The 5,354-nt window shown below is 50.1% G+C and carries 2 tRNA genes and 3 rRNA genes; all 5 read right to left on the minus strand.

Going from position 1 to position 5,354, the window contains the following annotated elements:
* Positions 1-198: 198 nt before the first annotated feature.
* A 5S ribosomal RNA gene (gene rrf / locus NMU02_RS13640) occupies positions 199-307 on the minus strand.
* Positions 308-418: 111 nt separating this feature from the next.
* A 23S ribosomal RNA gene (locus NMU02_RS13645) occupies positions 419-3,294 on the minus strand.
* Positions 3,295-3,422: 128 nt separating this feature from the next.
* Positions 3,423-3,496 (minus strand) — tRNA-Ala (locus tag NMU02_RS13650).
* A 26-nt stretch (positions 3,497-3,522) separates the two neighbouring features.
* Positions 3,523-3,596, minus strand: a tRNA-Ile gene (locus NMU02_RS13655).
* Between the two features lie 135 nt (positions 3,597-3,731).
* Positions 3,732-5,260 (minus strand): 16S ribosomal RNA (locus NMU02_RS13660).
* Together the 16S, 23S and 5S rRNA genes with 2 tRNA genes alongside form the textbook arrangement of a ribosomal RNA operon.
* Between the last annotated feature and the right edge of the window lie 94 nt (positions 5,261-5,354).

Here is a 5,354-nt window from a genome sequence, read left to right on the forward strand (position 1 = left end):
AAAATAGGATTTCTATCAGAGAGCGCAGATAAAAAAAATAAAGGAAGTAAAGCCGGCCAGAGAGAGAAAAAAAGTCATATGGGGCGGGAGGAACAGAGGGGAAGGAGACGGAAGACTGGAAACGGGAGAAAAAAAAATCGTTCCGATACGGACCTTGCTAAGCTTTACATATCAGCTGGTCCGACGGAACGATCTTTAAGACGGCGGCTACCTACTCTCCCACTTGCGCAGTACCATCGGCGTGGTCAGGCTTAACTTCTCTGTTCGGAATGGTTAGAGGTGGAACCCTGACGCTATAACCACCTGAAATCTCTTTTGGATGGTGAACATATCGTCTGAAAAGTTATTGAAACACTATTTCGAGCAACAAACGCGAATAATCCGTATCATCCGGCACGGAAACCTTTGGTTTGACGGCGGTTGAAAGTTTCGGGTGATTAGTTTCGCTCGGCTTTGACCTTACAGCCTTTACACCTGCGACCTATCTACGTCGTCGTCTGCAACGACCCTCCTGGAAATCTCATCTTGAGGCTGGCTTCGTACTTAGATGCTTTCAGCACTTATCCATTCCAGACTTAGCTACCCAGCGGTGCACCGGGCGGTACAACTGGTAAACCAGAGGTCTGTCCAACACGGTCCTCTCGTACTAGTGTCAGAGCCTCGCAAATTTCCTGCGCCCACAACAGATAGGGACCGAACTGTCTCACGACGTTCTGAACCCAGCTCGCGTGCCACTTTAATGGGCGAACAGCCCAACCCTTGGGACCTTCTCCAGCCCCAGGATGTGACGAGCCGACATCGAGGTGCCAAACCGCTCCGTCGATATGAGCTCTTGGGAGCGATCAGCCTGTTATCCCCGGAGTACCTTTTATCCTTTGAGCGATGGCCCTTCCATGCGGAACCACCGGATCACTATGCTCTAGTTTCCTACCTGATCGACGTGTCGGTCTCTCAGTCAAGCACCCTTATGCCATTACACTCTGCGACCGGTTACCAATCGGTCTGAGGGTACCTTTAGAAGCCTCCGTTACGCTTTTGGAGGCGACCACCCCAGTCAAACTACCCACCAAGCAGTGTCCTCGCTTATTGCGCAAGTTAGAACTCAAATAACCAAAGGTCCGTATTTCAACAGCGGCTCCACGGATACTGGCGTACCCGATTCTATGCCTCCGGACTATCCTACACATTAGTTACCCAAATTCAATGCTAAGCTGCAGTGAAGGTTCACGGGGTCTTTCCGTCCCGTTGCGGGTAATCGGCATCTTCACCGATACTACAATTTCACCGAGCTCACGGTTGAGACAGTGTCCAGATCATTGCACCATTCGTGCAGGTCGGAACTTACCCGACAAGGAATTTCGCTACCTTAGGACCGTTATAGTTACGGCCGCCGTTTACTGGGGCTTCAATTCAATGCTTCTCTTTAGATGACATCTCCTCTTAACCTTCCAGCACCGGGCAGGTGTCAGGCTGTATACTTCATCTTTCAATTTCGCACAGCCCTGTGTTTTTGTTAAACAGTTGCCTGGACCTATTCTCTGCGCCCGTCCGTACAGACGGGACCCTTTATCCCGAAGTTACAGGGTCAATTTGCCTAGTTCCTTAACCGTGAATCTCTCGAGCGCCTTGGTATATTCTACCCGACCACGTGTGTCCGTTTCCGGTACGGGTGACGTAAACATATGTTTAGCGGATTTTCTTGGAAGTCGGATTACCGCCGCTATCCGTTCGTCCGAAGACTCCCGGTACTATCAAGTTCGACTCATACTGCGGATTTGCCTGCAATACGATTATCTACACTCTTTAACCTGCTATTCCGTCAGCAGGCGGGCGTGTCACTACTCCGTCTCCACTTCACTCTTTACGTCAGTAACGGAATGTTTACCGTTTCTTCCATCGGAACCGCCGTTTGGCTTATCCTTAGGGCCCGACTTACCCTGATCCGATTAGCGTTGATCAGGAATCCTTGGTCTTACGGCGAGGGGGGTTCCCGCCCCCTTTATCGTTACTTATACCTACATTTGCTTTTCCACGACCTCCAGTTCATCTCAAGATGAGCCTTCTGCGGTTAGTGGAATGCTCCCCTACCAATCTTTATAATTCCATAGCTTCGGTAATCGACTTATGCCCGATTATTATCCACGCAGAATCCCTCGACTAGTGAGCTGTTACGCACTCTTTAAATGAATGGCTGCTTCCAAGCCAACATCCTAGCTGTCTTTGCGATTCTACTTCGTTAATTCAACTTAGCCGATATTTCGGGACCTTAGCTGATGGTCTGGGTTATTGCCCTCTCGGACACGGACCTTAGCACCCGTGCCCTCACTCCCGAGGAACTTGTCTGAGCATTCGGAGTTTATCAAGACTTGATAGGCGGTGAAGCCCTCGCATCTTATCAGTCGCTCTACCTCTCAAACAATACCTCGAGGCTGCACCTAAATGCATTTCGGGGAGTACGAGCTATCTCCAAGTTTGATTAGCCTTTCACCCCTACCCACAGGTCATCCGAAAGCTTTTCAACGCTTAACGGTGCGGTCCTCCAATTGGTGTTACCCAATCTTCAACCTGCCCATGGGTAGATCACTTGGTTTCGCGTCTACTCCTGCCAACTAAATCGCCCTGTTCAGACTCGCTTTCGCTTCGGCTCCATGGCTGAACCACTTAGCCTGGCTGGCAAAAGTAACTCGTAGGTTCATTATGCAAAAGGCACGCCGTCACCCCATTAGGGGGCTCCGACCGCTTGTAGGCGTATGGTTTCAGGGTCTATTTCACTCCTCTGTTCGAGGTTCTTTTCACCTTTCCTTCACAGTACTGGTTCGCTATCGGTCTCTTGGGAGTATTTAGCCTTACGGGATGGTCCCCGCTGATTCATGCAGAATTTCACGTGTTCCGCACTACTCAGGATACTGCTCGACTTCAATTCCGAGTCGCATACGGGATTATCACCCTCTTCGATAAACCTTTCCAGGTTCTTCTGCTTCTTCTTCTCTTGTCTTTTTTGCAGTCCTTCAACCCCGATCTTGCCGAAACAACATCGGTTTGGGCTTTTCCGCGTTCGCTCGCCACTACTTGCGGAATCATTATTATTTTCTTCTCCTATGGGTAATGAGATGTTTCAGTTCCCCACGTTCGCCTCCCGACTTGCGGGATGTCACTTTTTGTGACGGGTTGCCCCATTCGGATATCCGCGGATCTAGGGATATTTGCTCCTTCCCGCGGCTTTTCGCAGCTTATCACGTCCTTCTTCGCCTCCAAGAGCCTAGGCATCCTCCATACGCCCTTGCTTACTTTCTTTCCGCTATGAATCCTTTTCGATTCCGAGATAGAGAATACTGCCTTTCGCGCTCGTTGCTCTAGTGTTCTTTTTCTTTTCTTTCAATATGTCAATGACCTTTGGATCTCATCTTTCTTTGATCCGTATGTGGAGAATAACGGATTCGAACCGTTGACCCCCTGCTTGCAAAGCAGGTGCTCTAGCCAGCTGAGCTAATCCCCCCTATCGTGCTTTATTTTCTTATAGGGTAGTCCCAGGCAGATTTGAACTGCCGACCTCTACATTATCAGTGTAGCGCTCTAACCAACTGAGCTATAGGACTGTCAAATCGCCTCTTCGGGCTGGGTACTTTTATTCTTCTGGTTATTGTTATACAACAGACGGCAGTACGAGAGCGGAAAGATCTATCGCAAATAGAGGTTATACCATTTCCTCCTCCGACCGATACACGCTCCAGAAAGGAGGTGTTCCAGCCGCACCTTCCGGTACGGCTACCTTGTTACGACTTAGCCCCAGTCACCAGTATTACCCTAGGACGCTCCTCGCGGTCGCATACTTCAGGTACTCCCGGCTCCCATGGCTTGACGGGCGGTGTGTACAAGGCCCGGGAACGTATTCACCGCGCCATGGCTGATGCGCGATTACTAGCGAATCCAGCTTCACGGAGTCGAGTTGCAGACTCCGATCCGAACTGAGACAGGATTTCGGGATTGGCATCATATCGCTATGTAGCGCCCCGCTGTGCCTGCCATTGTAACACGTGTGTCGCCCCGGACGTAAGGGCCGTGCTGATTTGACGTCATCCCCACCTTCCTCGCAGCTTACGCTGGCAGTCCCGGTAGAGTCCTCAGCTTTAACTGTTAGTAACTACCGGTAAGGGTTGCGCTCGTTATGGCACTTAAGCCGACACCTCACGGCACGAGCTGACGACAACCATGCAGCACCTCGCAGGCGACTATTGCTAGATATATAATTTCTTATATATTCCCCCTGCGTTTGAGCCCGGGTAAGGTTCCTCGCGTATCATCGAATTAAACCACATGTTCCTCCGCTTGTGCGGGCCCCCGTCAATTCCTTTGAGTTTCACCGTTGCCGGCGTACTCCCCAGGTGGAATACTTAACGCTTTCGCTGTACCGCTTACATTATATCGCAAACAGTTAGTATTCATCGTTTACGGCGTGGACTACCAGGGTATCTAATCCTGTTCGATACCCACGCTTTCGTGCTTCAGCGTCAGTTATAGCCCAGTATGCTGCCTTCGCAATCGGAGTTCTGCGTGATATCTATGCATTTCACCGCTACACCACGCATTCCGCATACCTCTTTTACACTCTAGCCTTACAGTTTCATCGGCAGGTTCCCGGTTAAGCCGGAAATTTTCACCGCTGACTTATAAAGCCGCCTACGCACCCTTTAAACCCAATAAATCCGGATAACGCTCGCATCCTCCGTATTACCGCGGCTGCTGGCACGGAGTTAGCCGATGCTTATTCATACGGTACTTGCAATCCCCTAACTCGTAGGTATTTTATTCCCGTATAAAAGAAGTTTACAACCCATAGGGCAGTCTTCCTTCACGCGACTTGGCTGGTTCAGGCTTTCGCCCATTGACCAATATTCCTCACTGCTGCCTCCCGTAGGAGTCTGGTCCGTGTCTCAGTACCAGTGTGGGGGACCTTCCTCTCAGAACCCCGATCCATCGTCGCCTTGGTGAGCCGTTACCTCACCAACAAGCTAATGGAACGCATGCCCATCCGTAACCGTTAGTCTTTAAGATTAAATCCATGCGGACATAATCTTTCATGTGGTATTAGGCCGGATTTCTCCGGGTTATCCCTCTGTTACGGGCAGGTTGCATACGCGTTACTCACCCGTGCGCCGGTCGCCATCAGAATCAGCAAGCTGATCCCATGGTACCCCTCGACTTGCATGTGTTAGGCCTGTCGCTAGCGTTCATCCTGAGCCAGGATCAAACTCTTCGTTGTATTATTTTTCTTTTTTATTTCCTTTAATACGTGTTCGATCGATAATCAGGTTTCTGCGTTTTTCCTCTATCTATTGACGTGAACTTGTTTTTTT

Source organism: Coprobacter tertius (assembly GCF_024330105.1).
Taxonomy (GTDB): Bacteria; Bacteroidota; Bacteroidia; order Bacteroidales; family Coprobacteraceae; genus Coprobacter; species Coprobacter tertius.